At 64.2% G+C, this 15961-nt stretch carries 15 protein-coding genes, 1 tRNA gene and 2 pseudogenes; 10 read left to right on the top strand and 8 right to left on the bottom strand.

Annotated features, from left to right (window positions below):
* Window positions 1–3: 3 nt before the first annotated feature.
* Window positions 4–1794, bottom strand: coding sequence for a peptide ABC transporter substrate-binding protein (locus HAP41_RS07595; RefSeq protein WP_166103901.1), 1791 nt, complete (start codon window positions 1792–1794; stop codon window positions 4–6).
* A gap of 262 nt (window positions 1795–2056) precedes the next feature.
* On the bottom strand, window positions 2057–3475 hold the full coding sequence (locus HAP41_RS07590; protein WP_166103906.1) for a M20 family metallopeptidase: 1419 nt from the start codon (window positions 3473–3475) through the stop codon (window positions 2057–2059).
* A 284-nt stretch (window positions 3476–3759) separates the two neighbouring features.
* Here HAP41_RS07590 and HAP41_RS07585 point away from each other — a divergent pair, with 284 nt between their 5' ends.
* The 3 genes from HAP41_RS07585 to HAP41_RS07575 all read left to right on the top strand — a co-directional run bounded on the left by HAP41_RS07585 (window position 3760) and on the right by HAP41_RS07575 (window position 6120).
* Window positions 3760–4731, top strand: a complete 972-nt coding sequence (locus HAP41_RS07585) for a S1C family serine protease (protein WP_166103909.1) — start codon at window positions 3760–3762, stop codon at window positions 4729–4731.
* Between the two features lie 29 nt (window positions 4732–4760).
* Window positions 4761–5831, top strand: a complete 1071-nt coding sequence (locus HAP41_RS07580; RefSeq protein ID WP_166103912.1) for a carboxylesterase family protein — start codon at window positions 4761–4763, stop codon at window positions 5829–5831.
* Between the two features lie 82 nt (window positions 5832–5913).
* Window positions 5914–6120, top strand: coding sequence for a hypothetical protein (locus HAP41_RS07575; RefSeq protein WP_085401909.1), 207 nt, complete (start codon window positions 5914–5916; stop codon window positions 6118–6120).
* Between the two features lie 78 nt (window positions 6121–6198).
* On the opposite strand, the gene HAP41_RS07570 is transcribed toward HAP41_RS07575, so the two are convergent.
* From HAP41_RS07570 to HAP41_RS07560, 3 genes and pseudogenes are all read right to left on the bottom strand, one after another.
* Window positions 6199–6858, bottom strand: coding sequence for a DsbA family protein (locus HAP41_RS07570; RefSeq protein WP_166103915.1), 660 nt, complete (start codon window positions 6856–6858; stop codon window positions 6199–6201).
* Window positions 6859–6956: 98 nt separating this feature from the next.
* Window positions 6957–7429, bottom strand: a pseudogene (locus HAP41_RS07565) (PaaI family thioesterase).
* Between the two features lie 3 nt (window positions 7430–7432).
* Window positions 7433–7858 carry an acyl-CoA thioesterase gene (locus tag HAP41_RS07560; protein WP_166103918.1) on the bottom strand — a complete coding sequence of 142 codons (426 nt, stop codon included), beginning with the start codon at window positions 7856–7858 and terminating at the stop codon, window positions 7433–7435.
* Between the two features lie 111 nt (window positions 7859–7969).
* Here HAP41_RS07560 and HAP41_RS07555 point away from each other — a divergent pair, with 111 nt between their 5' ends.
* A complete protein-coding gene (locus HAP41_RS07555; protein ID WP_166103921.1) occupies window positions 7970–8518 on the top strand; it encodes a TetR/AcrR family transcriptional regulator in 549 nt (182 codons plus the stop codon).
* 40 nt (window positions 8519–8558) lie between these two features.
* Here the strand turns inward: HAP41_RS07555 and HAP41_RS07550 are convergent, their stop codons facing one another.
* Window positions 8559–9050: a hypothetical protein gene (locus tag HAP41_RS07550; RefSeq protein ID WP_063985822.1), complete on the bottom strand. Its 492-nt coding sequence runs from the start codon at window positions 9048–9050 to the stop codon at window positions 8559–8561.
* A gap of 199 nt (window positions 9051–9249) precedes the next feature.
* Between HAP41_RS07550 and HAP41_RS07545 the strand changes: the two genes are divergently transcribed.
* Window positions 9250–9540, top strand: coding sequence for a PsiF family protein (locus HAP41_RS07545; RefSeq protein ID WP_166103925.1), 291 nt, complete (start codon window positions 9250–9252; stop codon window positions 9538–9540).
* A gap of 101 nt (window positions 9541–9641) precedes the next feature.
* Window positions 9642–10726: pseudogene (locus tag HAP41_RS07540) on the top strand (AbrB family transcriptional regulator).
* 163 nt (window positions 10727–10889) lie between these two features.
* Here HAP41_RS07540 and HAP41_RS07535 read toward each other — a convergent pair.
* Window positions 10890–11429 (bottom strand): disulfide bond formation protein B, encoded by a 540-nt coding sequence (locus tag HAP41_RS07535; protein WP_166103928.1) that lies wholly within the window; start codon window positions 11427–11429, stop codon window positions 10890–10892.
* A gap of 158 nt (window positions 11430–11587) precedes the next feature.
* On the opposite strand from HAP41_RS07535, the gene HAP41_RS07530 reads away from it, so the two are divergent.
* From HAP41_RS07530 to HAP41_RS07515, 4 genes are all read left to right on the top strand, one after another.
* Window positions 11588–11672, top strand: a tRNA-Leu gene (locus HAP41_RS07530).
* A gap of 210 nt (window positions 11673–11882) precedes the next feature.
* Window positions 11883–13103 carry a tyrosine-type recombinase/integrase gene (locus tag HAP41_RS07525; protein ID WP_224580923.1) on the top strand — a complete coding sequence of 407 codons (1221 nt, stop codon included), beginning with the start codon at window positions 11883–11885 and terminating at the stop codon, window positions 13101–13103.
* Window positions 13104–13171: 68 nt separating this feature from the next.
* Complete coding sequence (locus tag HAP41_RS07520; RefSeq protein ID WP_166064748.1) at window positions 13172–14446, top strand: IS256 family transposase; 1275 nt, start codon at window positions 13172–13174, stop codon at window positions 14444–14446.
* A 103-nt stretch (window positions 14447–14549) separates the two neighbouring features.
* A complete protein-coding gene (locus tag HAP41_RS07515) occupies window positions 14550–14690 on the top strand; it encodes a hypothetical protein (RefSeq protein ID WP_224580924.1) in 141 nt (46 codons plus the stop codon).
* A gap of 422 nt (window positions 14691–15112) precedes the next feature.
* Here HAP41_RS07515 and HAP41_RS50700 read toward each other — a convergent pair whose 3' ends face one another.
* Complete coding sequence (locus HAP41_RS50700; RefSeq protein WP_414643365.1) at window positions 15113–15628, bottom strand: putative immunity protein; 516 nt, start codon at window positions 15626–15628, stop codon at window positions 15113–15115.
* Between the last annotated feature and the right edge of the window lie 333 nt (window positions 15629–15961).

The raw sequence follows: 15961 nt of genomic DNA, 5'->3' as shown, positions 1-15961 counted from the left end.
GGATCATTCCTCGCGGTACCAATCGTGCAGATTGTCGGTTTCGTTGGCCCAGCCGCTGATGATAGGACGCAGATTGTTGGCCGCCGCTTCCACCTTTAGGCGATGCTGCGCCGGGATGAACACGGTGTCCTGGAACATGAGGTCGTTGGCCTTGATATAGTGCGCCGCGCGCTTGACCGGATCCATTTCGCCTTCGGCTGCTTCGATCGCTGCGTCATAGTCCTTGTTGACCCAGCGCGGGAAGTTCGTGCCCTGCCACTTGTTCTCCTTCGTGGCGACGTTGGTCGACAGATAGCGGCGCATATGCTGAGACGGATCCGGCTGGCTCAGCGGGATCTGGAACATCTGGAGATCGGCGTAGAAATGCGCGTAGGTGTCGGGGTTGGCGACATCGGAGGAGAAGAACACGGACGCCACCACCGACTTCAGCTCGACGTCGATGCCGGCCTTCTGACAGGCCTGCTTGACGATCGCCTGGGTCTTCTGACGCGGTCCGTTGATCGAGGTCTGGTACAGAAGCTTCAGCTTCTTGCCGTCCTTCTCGCGGATGCCATCCGCGCCGGGCTTCCAGCCGGCGTCGTCGAGCAGCTTCGAGGCCTTCTCGATACTGAATTCCCAGGTCGTGTTCTTGGAGACGAACTTCTCGGGACCGTTGAGGAAGTTGGCGGTGGTGCGGCCGGCGCGGCCGTAGATCGCCTTCTTGATGGACTCGCGGTCGACCAGCATCGACAGCGCCTTGCGTACCGCCGGATCGGAGAACAGCGGATGCTTGGTCTTCATCGAGGAGCGCTCGCCATCGACCTCGGTGTTCGGATCGGTGAAGTTGAGCGCGATGAATTCGGTGTCGCCGCCCACGGCATAAACGGTCTTGCCCTTGCCGCCCTTTTCGAGGCGCAGCAGCACGTCGTCCTCGACCTGGATGTTCCATCCGAAATCATATTCGCCGGTCTGGATCACCGCGCGCGCCGCAGAGACGGCGTCGCCGCCGCCCTTCATCTCGACCGTGTCGAAATAAGGCCGGTTCGGCATGTGGTAATCGGGATTGAGCTGGCCGCGGACGAGATCGCCCGGCTTGAACTCGACGAACTTGTAGGGGCCAGTGCCGACCGGCGAGAGGTTGGTGGGCGCTTCCCGCGATTTGGACCCCTTGTAGTCGGCGAACAAATGTTTGGGGATGATGGTGTTGGGAGCCCCGACAAAGGCGTCGGCCCAGAACGGCGTCGGCTTGTTAAAGAGGACGCGAACCGTGAGGTCATCCACCTTCTCGACCGTGATGTCGCGGAGCGTCGCGATGGTCAGGGCGGAGGTCGCGGGATCCCTGGCGTATTCCCAGTTGAACACGACGTCATCGGCGGTGAACGGCTTGCCGTCATGCCATTTGACGCCTGGTTTGAGCTTCCAGGTCACCGACTTGCCGTCGGCGGCGAGGCCGCCGTTCTGGATCGAGGGAATTTCGGCCGCCAGAACCAGCTTCATGTTGCCGTCGGGATCCCAACAAGCGAGGGGCTCGTAGAACAGGCGCGCGCCGTCCTGGTCCTTGGTGCCGGTGGCGAAATGCGGATTGAGCAGGGTCGGCCCCTGCCACCACAGCAGCTTCAGCGCACCGCCGCCGCCGCGCTTGGTCGGCTTGTAGGTCTGGGCACCTTCCGCCATGGCGACGCCGCCGAGCGCGAGGATCTGGTTGGCGAGGGGTGCGGTGAGGCCGACCGCGGCCATACGCATGATGAAGGCACGGCGGTCCATCCGGCCGTCCTTCACGTCACCGATCATCGAACGCAGTTCTTTATCCAGCATGGTTGTCCCCCGTCTGGTTCCCGTATGGATGCAGGCAGCCGCAACCGCGGCCACCGGGTTTTTGCTGGCGGTAGATGGCACACCGAATAGGCCGCGCGTCAACTGCGACCATGTGTATGCAAACGGTGTTCTGGCTGTCTGTTGGGCAAAACTCTGTTCCGCAGCCCAAGCGTTCGGCAATCCGGCGCTAAATCGCGCCGGAATCCACGTTGCACTGCGGAAAATTTGTTCTCGGCATCAGACGAAGTATCGAGGCGAAATTCTACGCCACGGACATGGTCAGCGGCGGCGCGACGTGGTCCGGCAGCGGACAGACATAAGTTGTCTTGGCGGTCCGCTTCTGCAAGTCCGCTTTCGCGGCCTTGATCAGCTCCGGATCCGTCAACGCCTTGATGCCGATCCCGGCCATCGCCTTGGCCGCCTGCACCATGGCCTTATGGGCGTGTCCGCTCTTGCCCTGCGCCACCACCTGCCAGGTGTGGAACGGCGTGCCGATTGCAACTGTGGGTGCGTGAACCTGCACGGTCGGCACCACCCAGCTCACGTCGCCGACGTCGGTCGAGCCGACCAGCGGGTTGCGCTTGGCATCGAGCGGCACCAGGAAGTCGGCCAGCGGCCGATCGGTCGGCTCCATGCCGATCGCGTAATAGACCGACGCGATGTCCTTGTCGCTCAACGTGGCGCGGATCTGGCTGGCAAAGCCCTTGTCGGCGTCGTCGAAATGCGGCGGCCCCAGCTCTTCCATCACCCGGTGCAAGGCTTGCTCCAGCGGCGTATTCGGCAGGATGTTGGAGACCGCGGAGATGATCTTCATCTCGACCTTGGTCTCGGTCATCAACGCTGCGCCTTCTGCGATCTTGCTGACGCGTCCGACCAGCTCGTTCATGCCGGGCAGATCGCGGGCGCGGATCGAATAGCGCACGCGCGCATGCGCCTGCACCACGTTGGGAGCGATGCCACCGGTGTCGAGCAGGGCATAATGCACGCGCGCGTCGCTCGGCATGTGCTCGCGCATGTAGTTCACGCCGACATTCATCAGCTCCACCGCGTCGAGCGCGGAGCGGCCGAGATGCGGCGAGGCCGCCGCATGCGAGGTGCGGCCGGTGAAGATGAAATCCGCACGCGTGTTGGCGAGCGACGGCGTTACCGCGACTTCCCAGAAGCTGTGCGGATGCCAGGTGATGGCGATGTCGGCGTCTTCAAACGCGCCCGAGCGCACCATGAAGGCCTTGGCTGCGCCGCCCTCTTCCGCCGGGCAGCCATAATAGCGAACGCGGCCGGGCACCTTGTTCTCGGCGAGCCAGTCCTTCATCGCGGTCGCGGCGAGCAGCGCTGCGGAACCAAGCAGATTGTGGCCGCAACCGTGGCCGTGGCCGCCGGTCTCGACCGGACGGTGCTCGGCGACGCCGGCCTCCTGGCTAAGGCCCGGCAACGCGTCATATTCACCCATGAAGGCAATGACTGGACCGCCCTCACCCCACTCGCCCATCACCGCGGTCGGGATGCCCGCGACGTTCTCGGTGATACGGAAACCCTGGTGGCGCAGCTCGGCGAGATGCTCGGCGGCGGACCGCGCCTCGGTGTAGCACACCTCGGGCATGCCCCAGACCCTGTCGCTGAGGTCGATGAAACGCGCCTTGATCGTGTCGACGCCACGCCAGATGTCGCTGCGATTATCCATGCTTCGGTCCGTGATCTCTTGGTCAAACGAAGCGGCAATGGTTAGCAGCTTCATTGCACCCCGCCTAGCACGTCGCGGGACAGCAGCCATGCGGCCGGTGCTGGATCGCGCGGCCGCTTGCCACCTGTGCGGGCGTCCTGTGCCTGTCGAAGATTTCACGCGGCGATCTCCGGAATAGTTGGGAACGAGGCTTTCAAGACGGCCTCCTCCAGCCTAAATTATGAGTGCTTCGCGCGTCGTTCCGCCGGCCAAGGCGGAGCAATGCTCTCAGCCAGGAGAACTCCATGCCCGCCCTGACCGAATGGAGAGTGCCGCCGGCCAATCAGCCGCGCGCGAGCGATTACGGTTTCGATCTCGACCGCTCGCTGGCGTCCGTCGTCGGCCTGCACGCCATCATCCCGCCCGACGCCTTCAGTGCCGAAACGCTGGGCACCGAACGCGCCGGCAACGGCGTCGTGATCGACAACGGGCTGGTGCTGACCATCGGCTACCTCATTACCGAGGCGGAATCGGTGTGGCTGCATCTCGCCGACGGGCGCGTCGTCGAGGGGCATGCGCTCGGTTTCGATTCCGTCACCGGCTTCGGCCTCGTGCAGGCGCTCGGCCAGCTCGACGTCGAACCCTTGCCGCTCGGCAACTCGGCGAAAACAAGGGTCGGCGACCGCGTCGTGGTCGGCGGCGCCGGCGGGCGCACGCGCTCGGTCGCGAGCCAGATCGTGGCCAAGCAGGAATTCGCCGGCTATTGGGAATATCTGCTGGACGAGGCCGTGTTCACCTATCCCGCGCATCCGAACTGGGGCGGCACGGCGCTGCTCAACGAGCGCGGGGAGCTGATCGGCATCGGCTCGCTGCAGCTCGAGCGCGAACGCGAAGGCAAGGCCGAGCACGTCAACATGGTCGTGCCTATCGACCTGTTGAAGCCGGTGCTCGACGATCTGCGCAAATTCGGCCGCGTCAACAAGCCGTCGCGGCCCTGGCTCGGGCTCTATTCGACCGAAATTGACAACCGCTTGGTGGTGATCGGGATCTCCACCAATGGCCCAGCCGCGCGCGCGGAGCTGAAGACCGGCGATGTCATCCTTGCAGTGGACGGCGAGGAGGTGACGAGCCAGACCGCCTTCTACAAGAAGATGTGGGCGCTCGGCGCCGCCGGCGTCGACGTGCCGCTGACGGTGCATCATGAAGGTGTCACCTTCGACGTCACGGTGACGTCGACCGACCGCTTCAAGCTGCTGAAAGCGCCGAAGCTGCACTGACACCACCGAACTGACGCAAGGAAGCGGCGATGACCGAGGCCGTCGTTGACGACATCGTGACCGTGCTGCCGCCGCTGCTCAACGCGCTGGAAGCACTCGGCTTCTTCACCCGGAATCTGCATCCGCCGGCCTTTGCCTCGGTGATGAATGCGATCGGCGCGCCCGACGCGGCGCTGCAGGCGGCGCACGCTGCGATCGGCGCCTGGCCCGAGCAGTTCACCGGGCTGCGCGAGCGGCTCGACCGCGCCTGCAACGAGACGCTCGCCGCCTTTGCCGGCATACGCGAGGTCGAGCGCGGCAATGGCGATCTCGTCGCGGTCTTCCGCGCGCTGCGCCATCTGCCTCGTGCACAGGAGGCGCTGTATCCGCTGTCGACCCAATTTCCGCCGGTCAGCAGCTTCTTCCTCAACGCCGCCAATCGCGAGAATGACGATCCGCTGACGCGGCTGGAAGCCGGCGCAGGCGAACACACCGGCATCTTCCACGACCACAACGAGCCCGGCAGCCGCGGCGGTTTCTCGGTCTATGTGCCAGAATATTATTCGCCGGAGCGCGCCATGCCGCTGGTGATGGCGCTGCATGGCGGCAGCGGCAACGGCCGCGGTTTCCTCTGGAGCTGGCTCCGCGACGCCCGCAGCCTTGGCGCGATCCTCGTGGCGCCGACCGCGACCGGCCCGACATGGGCGCTGATGGGCGACGATAGCGACACGCCGAACCTCATGCGCATCCTCGACACGGTGCGCAGCCGCTGGACCATCGACGGCGCGCGCCTGCTGCTGACCGGCATGAGTGACGGCGGCACCTTCTGCTACGTCACCGGGCTCGACGGCGCCTCGCCCTTCACGCATCTCGCGCCGGTGTCGGCGACCTTCCATCCGCTGATGGCGGAGATGGCGGACGCCGTGCGCCTGCAGGGGCTGCCGATCTTCATCACCCACGGCAAGCTCGACTGGATGTTTCCGGTACAGACCGCGCGCCAGACGCAGGCGGCCCTTTCCGCTGCCGGCGCCGACGTCATCTATCACGAGATCGACGACCTCAGCCACACCTATCCGCGCGAGATCAACGCAGAGCTGCTGGAGTGGCTGAACCGCGGATGAACGGGTCGTCCTTATCTGCGCCGTACTGCCGCGGAACCATCACTCCGGGCCGACGTTATCGCCCGTCACCGGAGGTTCGCAGATGCAGACGTTTTTCGGAATGATTTTGGGCGCGCTGCTGCTCGGTTGCGGCGTGTACGTCTATGACTCCATGCAGACGTCGTCGGTCGCCAATGGCGAGGTCGCGACGTCCAATCGCACCATCGTGAACTGGGACGTCGCCAAGGCCGATTGGGATGCGCTGCGCGATCGCGCGCACAAGGACTGGGTCCGCATCTCGTCGAAGTAACGACGCGATATCACGAACAAGGCGCCGTCGCGGGTCCGCGGCGGCGCCTTTGCGTTGACGGCGATCGATGTGCTCGCGTCAGTTCATCTTGGCCTTGCGGGCATCGGCGATGACCTGCTCGAACTCGGTCATGCTGAGCACGCCCGGCACGCGGTACTTGCCGACGATGAAGGAGGGGGTACCACTGAAGCCGAAGGCTTCGGCCTGCTCGTTGTTGCGCTTGAGGACGGCGTCGATGTCCTTGGCACGGTCGGTGAGATCGCGCTTCAGGCGGTCCATGTCGACGCCGGCGGCCGCGAGCAGCTCGTTGATGCGCGGCTCTGTCAGGCGCGAGCTGACACCCATCATGGCGTCATGCGCCTGATGGTATTTGTCCTGGAATTTTGCCGCGAGCGCGATCCGCGCCGCGGTGACCGAGACCGGCCCGAGGATCGGCCAATCCTTCATCACCAGCCTGACCTTGCCGTCGTCCTGGACCACCTGACGCAGCTCCGGCTCGAGCTTGCGGCAATAGGGACAATTGTAGTCGGACCATTCGATGATGCTGATGTTGCCGTCGGGATTACCGGCCACGGGAACTTCGGGGTCGCGCAGCACCTTGGCTTCGGTCAGCACCTCGTCATCGGCGGCGGCCGCGCGCGCAGAGGTGATCCGACCTGCCGCAAGGGCACCCGCCCCGATCAGCGTCAGCGCCGCACGCCGCGTCGCCACGAGGCCCTTGTTCCTGAATCCAGCCATATCTCGTCCCGTTTCGGTCCCATCGCTGCAAATACGGTTCGCAACCGGGAACTGTTACGCGTCATATAGAGCGTTGCGGGCGCGATGTCATCGCCATGCTATGCGCGGATCGGCGCTGGCGAAGCCGCCGCCGCGCGAGGCAACATCGCCATCAGCGTCCCGGTCATGGCGGCGATCAGCGTGGTATTGCCCTCATGCTCGGCAAAGGCCCGGGCCTCGCAGAAGGTGAGCGTGCGGCCGGGCTTGACCACCTCGGCCTTGAAGACGAAGCGCGTGCCGCGGGCGGGTGCCAGCAGCGAGGTCTTGAACTCGACAGTCAGGATGTCGGTCTCGCGCGGCATCAGGTGAAGGCGGCGACGCCGCAGGCATTGTCGAGGCCTGCCGTGATGATGCCGGCATGGATAAAACCGTTCTGCTGCGTGAAGGCCGCCGAATGCAGCATGGCCAGTTCGACCTCGCCCGGCGCGAGGCGGACGATCACGATGCCGAGCGTGCGCATCGCCGGCTGGCCGTCGAACATGGCAATGGCGGCAGCGCGATAGCCCGGATTTTTCGGCTCGAACGCGGCCATGGCTCAAACCTCGGCCGGCTCGGCAAGATGTTGCAGAGCGACCGCGCGGATCGCATCCGTGAACGGCGCCGACTTCCGCTGGCTGCGGTCCATGTGCACGCCGGTGATGTCGCAGAACGCGGCGATCTCGCCGGTCTCGGCATTGGTCATGTCGTGCCGGAAGCGGATCGACTTGTCGCGGACCTCCAGCAAATGGCTGCGGATCTCGACGATGTCGCCGGCGAGCAGCTCCCGCCTGTAGGTGATGTTCTGCTGGACGGCGGCCATGCCGCGGCCGGAAGAGCGCAGATAGCTCGGCGTCAGCCCGAGGCGGGCGAACAGATTCCAGTTGGCCTCGTCGAATTTTCCGACATACCACATGATGTTCATGTGGCCGACATGATCGCACTGCCACGGATAGACCGTGCCGCGATAGGTCGCCTCCTGCATCGCAATTCCTCCTGCCGTTTTTCCGCCCTCTGATCATTGATACGGTAGCGTATCAGCGCCTCCGCGCGTTAGCAATACGGTACCGTATCAAGAACCGGTGAGGCTTCCTTCATGAACGACGGCAAGGGCGATGTCTGGGTCGAGGCAGGGTTTACCGAGCTCGCCCGCTCGGGGGTCGAGGGTGTCAGGGTCGAGCTGCTCGCCAAGAATCTCGGCGTCACCAAGGGCGGCTTCTACCGCCGCTTCGCCGACCGTGCCGCGCTGCTCGATGCCATGCTGGAACGCTGGCGCGAGGGACGTGCAGCGTCGATCGCGCAGCAGACGAGCCTCGATGGACAAGAGCCCCGCGAGCGGCTGAAGGCGGTGATCCAGCTTTATTCCGAGCGGCTCAATCCGGAGGGCATGGCGATCGAGCTCGCGATCCGGCAATGGGCCCGCTCGGACGAAAACGCGGCCACGGCGGTCGCGAGCGTGGACGCGGCGCGGCTCAAGCACGTCGCCGAGCTCTATCGCGCGACCGGCCTCGAGGCCGAGGCGGCCGAGGCGCAGGCCTTCCTGTTCTATTGCTTCATCTTCGGCCAGAGCTTGCTGTTCGTCGAGCGCGGTCCGCGCAAACGCTCGCAGCTGGTGGCGAAGTCGGCCGAGAAGCTGTTGGGCTAATGGCCGGAGCTTTGCTCCGGCCATCGCATCATGTCGAAGCTCAGGCGGCGCCCTTCAGCTTCTTGTTGCACTCGCTGTAATAGCCGCCGCCCTTCTCGATCCACTTCATGCCGCCATTGCCGTTGGTGGTCTTGTTGGCATTGTACTGATCGACGCAGGTGTGGAGGCGCGCCTTGCCGGCGGTCTCCTTGGCGTATTTCGGATCGACCGCATTCGGATAGATCGCGGGTCCGGCCGGCAGGGTTGGCGCGGCAGCGGGGGCCGCCTCCTTCTTCGCCTGCTTCGGCTCGGCAGGAGCGGCGGGCGCAGCCGGAGCAGCGGCGGCCGGCGCGGCGGCAGGCGTCGCATCCGCTCCGCACTGGGCCTTGCGGAAGTCATTCCACTTCGTTGTGCCAAGCGAGCCGTCCTTCTTGGCGGCCTGGTATTTCGCACTGCACTCCTGCGAGGTCAGCGCCTGCGCCGGCGCGCTCGCGACCAGCGCGGCAAAGCCCGTCAATGCAACCGCACACAGCAATTTTGATTGAATGGTCATCCTTGGTCCTCCTCCTTGGTCTTCCCCGACGGAAGCGAAACGAGGATTGCTATCCTAGCGTGCCGCCCGGCCGCGACAAGGAAGCGATGGCGCCTGCCGCCAAAATATAGTGATCCCCCCGGCTCGGATTATTCATGTCGCGTTCAGCAAGGCGAGCCGACGTTCCCAACCCTCCGCAATCTCGCAAGAGTGCACCACCATGACCTTCACGTCTCGCCTCGCCATCGTCGCCCTGACCTCCCTGCTCGCCACCGGCACCGCCTTCGCGCAGACCGCCGCGCCGGCTGCCAAGACCGACGCCAAGACCACAACTGCCGCCGCTCCCGTCGCCGACAAGAAGGCGCCGAAGGAGCGCTCGGCGGAGTCGCTCGAATGCTCCAAGCAAGCGGACGCCAAGGCACTGAAGGGCAAGGAGCGCAAAAAATTTCGCCGTGAATGCATGAAGGAAGCGAAGGCCGGCACCGCCGCCCCCGCCGCCGACAAGAAGTAAATCCGTCACACTACGGTTTGCGAGCATCCGTGAGAGGCGCGCGCATTGCGGCATGACGAGGCTGCAATTGTGTGCCTCCCGCTGATTTGCGATAAGGTGGCGTGAAGCAAATCACCGCCTCCCTGCCGTTCGAATGGCCAAGCCGTGCCAAGATCTTGAGCACGGTGGAGACGCTCGTCATCGGCACCGCCGGCGGCCTCGTGTTTCTGGTCGCCGGACTTCCCGGGGGACTGATCTCGGGCTCGATGATCGCGGTCGGGATCGCCGCGATCGCCGGCCGCCAGCTGGCACTGCCGCCGATCCTGACCCAGACCGTGCTGGTGCTGCTCGGCATTTCACTGGGGTCGGTCGTCTCGCGCCATCTGCTGCAACAGGTCAGCGCCTATCCCCTCACCATCGGCCTGCTTGCGCTCGCGACCTTCTGCTCGACCTTCGGCTCGAGCTATTACCTCCAGCGCATCCATGGCTGGGACCGCACCTCGGCCTTCCTTGCCGGCAGCCCGGGGCGCTGTCGCAGATCACGATCCTGGCGGTCGAGCGCGGCGCCGACCTGCCCGGCATCGCGGTGGTGCAGACCCTGCGCGTCATCATCCTCACCGCGGCGCTGCCGATGGTGCTCGCGTTCGCGGGCGTGGCGCCCTCCGTCGCGCCGTCGCTGACGACGACGATCGCCTCGCCGTTCGAGCTCGTGGAGCTGGTCGCGGCCTCGCTGGCCGCGGCGCTCCTGCTGCGGCTGATCAAGTTTCCGGCGAGCTGGATGTTCGGCGCGATGATCGCCTCCAGCGTGCTGCATGGCGCAGGCTGGGTCGAGGGCGGCCTGCCGAACTGGGTGCGCGGCGTGGCGCTGATCGGCATCGGCGCGCTGATCGGCAGCCGTTTCGCGCGGATGCGGATCAAGACGCTCGCCGGCCACATCCATGCGGCGCTGGGCTCGTTTGCCGTGGCCATCGCCGTCTCGGCCATCTTCGTCGGCATCGTCGCACTCACCACGCAGGTGAAATTATCGGATGTCGTCGTCGCCTTTGCGCCGGGCGCGATGGATGCGATGCTGGCGCTCGCGCTCACGCTGCACATCGACCCGATCTTCGTCGGCGCCCATCATTTGTCGCGCTTCGTGTTCGTGACGATCGCGACCCCGGGCATCGTGCACCTGTTCGGCCGCACGCAGGACGATGTGGATGATTAGCGAAGCGCCGCAGTCGTAGCGGAGCTCCGGTCTCGTAGGGTGGGCAAAGGCGCGCTAGCGCCGTGCCCACCATGCTCCCGCAATATCGCTAAAAATGGCGGGCACGCCTTCGCTCTTCGAGCTACGGCGGACAAGTCGCTTTGCCCACCCTGCGGCAGCTTGCCTAGCGCTTCGCCGTCCGCAAAAATCCCCACGCCGCGATCGCAGCCATCAACAGCGAGATCAGCACATTGTAGCCGGCGAGCGAGAGACCGAGGAAGCGCCACTGCACCTCGTCGCAGCGCACCACCTTGACGGTATCGAGCTTGGACAGCAGGTCGGCGGCATTGCCGAGATTGATGACGGGACCGGAGCAATCGGTCGGGCCCTTCCAGAAACCCCATTCGACGCCGGAGTGGTAGGTGCCGAGGCCGGCATTGGCGAGTGCCGCCAGCGCGAGGATCGCAAGGCCCGCGAGCAACAGCGGCCGCGGCGCCCCGCTCCGCGCCGCAAGCGCCGTGAGCACACCGACCGGGATCGCGAGATAATAGGCGTAGCGCTGCTCCAGGCACAGCGGACAGGGCAGGATCTCCAGCACGAGTTGGAAGAACCAGGCGCCGGCGATGGTCGCGGCGGCAATCAGCGTGACGAGCACCGAGGCGGTCAGCGCGGGACCGGTCCCAGCCGGCCTGAATGCAGGTATTGCGGCACTCTGGGTCGTCACGGCAGCCTCTTCCGGATGGGTCGCTTTCCTAAGGCTCTAACCCCGGCCCAGGCGGCTGTCGAGAACGGCTGGGATCACTTTGGCGCGGGTTGACCCTGCCCTGTCCATGGCTATAGTCCGCCCGCTTTGCGAGGCCCTTTTCCGGGGGCCGACCGGGAGCCCCTGTGGCGGAATTGGTAGACGCGCTCGACTCAAAATCGAGTTCCGCAAGGAGTGCTGGTTCGATTCCGGCCAGGGGCACCAACTAGGTTGTTCGGGCCCGTTCGCGAGCGTCCGCAGCCGTCCGCACAGCGCTCCAAGCCCTTGAAAAATAGGCCTTTCCGCGTACATCGGTATTCGTCACCGTTTGTTCTCATCCGATCCCAGCCGCCCGATTTGTCGGTATTTTTGTCGGTATCTAGAACAAACGTTCGCGGCGACTTTCGCTTCTCCGGACGAAGGGATTTTGAGCTGATGGCCGGCAAGAACGATGGCGGGTGCGCCAACCCCAAGCAGATCAAGACAGACGTCGACTGCCGAGCCGCGCGACCGAAATTCGACAACGGCACGTGGAGCCCCGCAAAGATCTCCGACGTGACCGGCGGCGGTCTCTATCTCTTCGTCACACCCGACCAGAGCGAGCCCGGCAAGGCTGCCTCCAAGCTCTGGCGGATGGACTACCGCTTCCACACCCGTCGGAAAACCTACTCCATCGGCCCTTACGGCAACGGCAAGGATGGCACGTTCTCGCTCGCCGACGCGCGGCGAGAGCGTAACAAGGCCAAAGACCTGCTCAAAGAAGGCAAAGACCCGAGCACAGAGAAGCAGCTCGACAAGCACCGGCAGACGGCCGCCCGCTCGTTCGGGCAATGGGCCGACGAGTGGCTCGCGAAGAAGAAAATCGAAAAAGTCAAACGCGGCAGGATCGTCGCGGTGCGCGATCCCAAGACCATTGAGGTGCTTGAGCTGCGTGTCGGCTACGTCAAAGCTCGCTTCGGCAAGTTATCTAGGCTGGACATCAAGCGTCCGGACGTTCTCGCGTTCATGCGTTCATACGAAACCGAGGGAAAGCTGGAAACGCGCGACCGCGTGCGCAGCATCGGTGAACAAATCTGCGACTATGCCGATGTCGAAGGAGACGGCTACAACCCATTCCGTAACCTGAATGGGCAGATGATTGCGAACATTTCGACGCCGCGTCCCGGCGTCACCGACCCACGTGATGTGACGCGCGTCTTCAAACTCGTCAGCGCACCCTGGACGAGAGCGAGGTTTGGTGACGTTGTTGGCCTTGCCTTGCGCTTCGATGCGCTGACCATTCCTCGCCCAGGCATGGTCAATGAAATGGAGTGGAGCGAAGTCGATTGGGATGCCGAACGCTGGACTATTCCAGCCACCAAGATGAAGACCGGTTGGGACCATGTCGTGCCTTTGTCCCGACAGGCACTCGCAGTCCTGCGCAGCGCCCAGACGCTGACCGGCCATCGCCGCTACGTGTTTTCCTGCTCGAAGGACGGGCCTCTATCAAACAACACGCTTAACAAGCGCTTGCGGCTGCTTGGCATTGACACCAAGACTGATCATTGCGCCCACGGATTCCGGACCACGTTCTCGACCCTGTCTCACCACGAAGAGATCAAGGACGCCAAGGCATGGGACGGCGAGGGGATGTCCCGGGTTCTGTTGAATTTCTGAAGAGGTCGGCGTTGCCCACCTTGAGCCGGTAGGCTCGGGGTGCTGATTCCACAAAGGAGAGCAACGCCATGACGAGAGATATCACACCGGCTGGTTGGCCGGCGACCGGGGCTGTGGAGAAATCATTTGCGGAAGTGCGAGCGAGCTTCGATCGGTTCTGCCTTGCGGCAGGAATCGAGGCGCTCGGCACGATGATGGAGGCGGATGTGACAGCGGCCTGCGGGCCGCGCCACGGTCGTGATGCGGCGCGGCGGGCGCACCGTTGGGGCCGAACGCGGGGGCGGATCGGTTTCCACGGCGGCAAGATCGAGGTCGATCGCCCGCGGGTCCGGGGCATGGACGGCCGCGAGGTCACGATCCCGAGCTGGGAAACGGCGGCGCAGGAGGACTGGCTCGGTCGCTGGGCGATGAACCTGATGCTGATCAATGTGTCGACGCGCCGGTTCGGCCGCGCCGTCCGGCTGCCCGAGGGTGACGTGCCGGCACCGCCCGGATCGGGGATTTCGAAGTCGGCGGCCTCGCGGAGGTTCGTGGCTCTGTCGGCGGCGCGGCTGGCCGACTTCATGGCTGCCGATCTGTCCGCGCTCGACCTTCTGGTGGTCCAAATCGACGGGCTGCATCTCGACGACGATCTCGTGCTGGTGGCCGCGATCGGGGTTGACGGCGAAGGCAACAAGCATCCGCTGGCGCTGGTGGAAGGGGCGACCGAGAATGCAGCAACGGTTCAGGCCCTGCTGGACAACCTGGTCTCGCGCGGGCTCGACCCGACGGTGCCAAGACTGTTCATCGCCGACGGCGCGAAGGCGTTGTCGAAGGCGATCCGCCGCACCTTCGGTTCGGCCGCTGCGATCCAGCGCTGCCAGATCCACAAGGCGCGCAACATCATGGAACGCCTGCCGAAAGAGCATCATGCGGCCACCCGCCGGGTGCTGCGCCAGGCCTGGGAGCTCGATGACGCCGACAAGGCTGAAAAATTGATCCGCAATCTCGCGCGTCGACTCGACCAGCAATGGCCCGGCGTTGCGGCCAGTATCCTCGAAGGCCTCGACGAAATCCTGACTGTCGTCCGGTTGAAGTTGCCGAAGGAGCTTCGCCGATCGCTCGCCTGTACCAATATCGCCGAGAACATGATGGGCACCATTCGCCGCGTCACGCGCAACGTTAAACGCTGGCGGGATGCCGGTATGGCCTTGCGATGGGTCGCGGCCGGTATGATCGAGGCCAACAAGGGCTTCCGACGATTGAAGGCGCATAAGCAATTGTCGGTTCTGCGTGCGGCCCTTCAAGCTCACCACGATCGCATGACAATCAAGTCCGTTGCCCACGTCACGAGGGCTGCGTAATATTCATTCCGGCAACGTCGACCCGACGTAGTTCAACAGCGATCGGGACATCCCCGACGGCGATGTCGTTGAGCTGCAGCTCGCGCATCTCGATAACTCTACTGTGGAAGGTCTGTACAAGAAGCACGGACCGCTCGCGCTGATCGGCTCGCGCACGAAGCTGATGCAGCATTGGGCTGATCGGATCGACCACTGGCTCGATCCCAAGAAGGTGATGCCGATCAAGGGAGGAGCGCAGGCATGAGTCTGCCCGTCATCAGGCTGGTTAATATCGGTCGCCTCGATCGAGTTTCGCCGCGCTAAGTCCCTTCAAATCCTGGAGGCGCAACCACCGATACCGACATTCTGTTCAGGTAGCGATCTAACCAATTGGCGGCACTTCCCTTTCTGCATTCAACCTCGATCGGCGTGAGCTTTGCCCGCGCTTTGATCGTTTTGATCTCCTCCGCCGACCCTACGCTTACAGGCTACGGTTTGCGCGGTGACTAGGAGGAACGTCGGAGGACAGGCTGCTATGGCGGTGTCGCGCGGCCCACCGACTAGCCGCCAGCCGTCGAAACGGTCCGATACGCTGGAAGACAACGCGATGGCGGAGAGAGTGTCAGTCAATCCCCATTGAGATATAACGCATTTTCGACCTTCCTAGACCAAAACCCACCAATTTAGCTACGTGTGAAAATGGAATTCGTGTGTGCGAACATGTCCAGTTTGCGATCGCGAACTCAGCGCGTTGCTGGTTTGTCGATATTTCGACCCTTCCGTTGGTCGAATGCGTGCGGCCGGCCGCCTCGCCCTCTCCATCAGGAGTGGCCGCCCGCACGGCACGGATCGCGTAGGCCGCCGCCCCAATGCGTGCGCCGCCACATGGGCCACCGGCGCGGCCTGTCCGGCCGCGAGCGTAGTATATTTGGCCGGTTCCGGCACGTTCTTCGCCGCGGCATCCGCGACGAATGCAGTTGCACGCGCCTCCATCATCTTGACCTCGCCCCGCGCCCATGCCCGCTCTAGCTCAATGGCCCTGCGGGGACGCTCATCATCTGGCCTGACACGCTCGAAAAACGGAAGGACGTGTTCTGCGCAGGTCGCCGCGTAATGGGCTAAGTGACAATGGTCATCGTCAGTCAGAGTGCCGCCACGGCGAATTGTCACCAGGCGAAAGTCTGGCTCCTTTGTCAAGATCATGCCTGTCTCACTCCGAATACTTGTTTGTACGCACCAACAGCCGCGGGAATAGGCGTGCCGCGTTCCCACTCGCGATGGCCACGAGGTCTTCTTCCCCGAATGCTAAGTTGGCGTTTACGCCTCCAATGGTAAGCGGAACGGCCTCCCGCGTCGCGAAACAATAGTCGCTGCCGAAGAGGATTTTGGGAACTGTCGACGACCGTTAGCAGAGATGCGAAAGCATGCGGAGAGGCTGATAGGGCACTCAAGGCGCGAGCCTGCCAATCACATTGTCGGGAGTAGATGGGCCGCCGGCTGCCACAAAAGTAAGCGCGAATTTCTCCGCACCTTTTG

This window comes from Bradyrhizobium barranii subsp. apii, from assembly GCF_011516635.5.
GTDB lineage: Bacteria > Pseudomonadota > Alphaproteobacteria > Rhizobiales > Xanthobacteraceae > Bradyrhizobium > Bradyrhizobium barranii.
Note: the sequence above shows the minus strand (reverse complement) of the source record. Positions and strands in the feature narration are given on the sequence as shown.

Bases quoted from the DNA above. Each gene is read 5' to 3' on its own strand.
- HAP41_RS07555 (WP_166103921.1), top strand. From the start codon at position 7,970: ATGAACGACGGCAAGGGCGATGTCTGGGTCGAGGCAGGGTTTACCGAG.
- HAP41_RS07560 (WP_166103918.1), bottom strand. From the start codon at position 7,858: ATGCAGGAGGCGACCTATCGCGGCACGGTCTATCCGTGGCAGTGCGAT.
- HAP41_RS07590 (WP_166103906.1), bottom strand. From the start codon at position 3,475: ATGGATAATCGCAGCGACATCTGGCGTGGCGTCGACACGATCAAGGCG.
- HAP41_RS07585 (WP_166103909.1), top strand. From the start codon at position 3,760: ATGCCCGCCCTGACCGAATGGAGAGTGCCGCCGGCCAATCAGCCGCGC.
- HAP41_RS07550 (WP_063985822.1), bottom strand. From the start codon at position 9,050: ATGACCATTCAATCAAAATTGCTGTGTGCGGTTGCATTGACGGGCTTT.
- HAP41_RS50700 (WP_414643365.1), bottom strand. From the start codon at position 15,628: ATGATCTTGACAAAGGAGCCAGACTTTCGCCTGGTGACAATTCGCCGT.
- HAP41_RS07525 (WP_224580923.1), top strand. From the start codon at position 11,883: ATGGCCGGCAAGAACGATGGCGGGTGCGCCAACCCCAAGCAGATCAAG.
- HAP41_RS07595 (WP_166103901.1), bottom strand. From the start codon at position 1,794: ATGCTGGATAAAGAACTGCGTTCGATGATCGGTGACGTGAAGGACGGC.
- HAP41_RS07520 (WP_166064748.1), top strand. From the start codon at position 13,172: ATGACGAGAGATATCACACCGGCTGGTTGGCCGGCGACCGGGGCTGTG.
- HAP41_RS07570 (WP_166103915.1), bottom strand. From the start codon at position 6,858: ATGGCTGGATTCAGGAACAAGGGCCTCGTGGCGACGCGGCGTGCGGCG.
- HAP41_RS07575 (WP_085401909.1), top strand. From the start codon at position 5,914: ATGCAGACGTTTTTCGGAATGATTTTGGGCGCGCTGCTGCTCGGTTGC.
- HAP41_RS07545 (WP_166103925.1), top strand. From the start codon at position 9,250: ATGACCTTCACGTCTCGCCTCGCCATCGTCGCCCTGACCTCCCTGCTC.
- HAP41_RS07580 (WP_166103912.1), top strand. From the start codon at position 4,761: ATGACCGAGGCCGTCGTTGACGACATCGTGACCGTGCTGCCGCCGCTG.